The sequence below is a fragment of the Rahnella sp. NRRL B-41462 genome (genome assembly GCF_003263525.1).
In the GTDB taxonomy this organism is placed as follows: domain Bacteria; phylum Pseudomonadota; class Gammaproteobacteria; order Enterobacterales; family Enterobacteriaceae; genus Rahnella; species Rahnella aceris.
On the sequence record NZ_JYDF01000196.1, the window covers coordinates 1 to 802 of the forward strand.

The window sequence follows — 802 nt, forward strand, 5'->3', positions numbered from 1 at the left end:
GCCCGTATCTGATCACCACCAACCCGCAACTTGGCGGGATCGGTAAAACCGATCCGTCACTGTTCAATGCGCTGAACGATTACCTTGCGCGACCGACGTCTGCGATATCTGCCGTGGGCAAACAGGCCACCCCGGGTGGTACCGGCCTGACCTCTGCGGCCTTTTCTGCAACGCCGGTGGCAGGTCAGGTTGTCCATCCTGCGGTTCAGCCTGGCACGCCGTCCAACCCGCGCATTGAAACGGCACCGGTCTATACCGACGAGAGCAAGTTCCTCGGCTCGGCCTACTTTATGGACCGGCTGAAGCTGACGCCGGACTATGACTACAAATTCCTCGGCGATGCCGCCTTCGATACCCGTTATGTCGATAACGCCGTGCTCAGTCAGACCGGACAGCGCTACGTCGGCGGCACAGGGTCAGACCTCGCGCAGATGCAGTATCTGATTGATAACGCCGCCGAACAGCAGGCCGGTCTGGGCCTGCAACTGGGCGTCAGCCTGTCGCCGGAACAGGTCGCGGCGCTGACCAAAAGCATCGTCTGGTGGGAAAAAACCACCGTCAACGGCCAGACGGTTCTGGCCCCTAAACTCTATCTTTCTGCCAACGACACCCACTCGGTGACCGGCAGCGTGATTTCCGGGAACACCGTCAATCTCGACGCCGGGCATATCGTCAACGCGGGCAGTACCCTGCAGGCCCGGACGCAACTGGCAGCAAAAAGCAGCAGCTCGCTGGATAACCTTAACGCCGGGCTGATTGCCTCTAACGGCAGCCTGCAACTGAGCGCGCTGGGCGATATCAA

The 802-nt window shown here is 60.6% G+C and carries 1 protein-coding gene; it reads left to right on the forward strand.

Annotated elements, in window-relative coordinates; translation table 11 throughout:
* Window positions 1-802: hypothetical protein (locus UC14_RS26570; protein ID WP_157962174.1), on the forward strand; the 802-nt coding region annotated here is incomplete at both ends.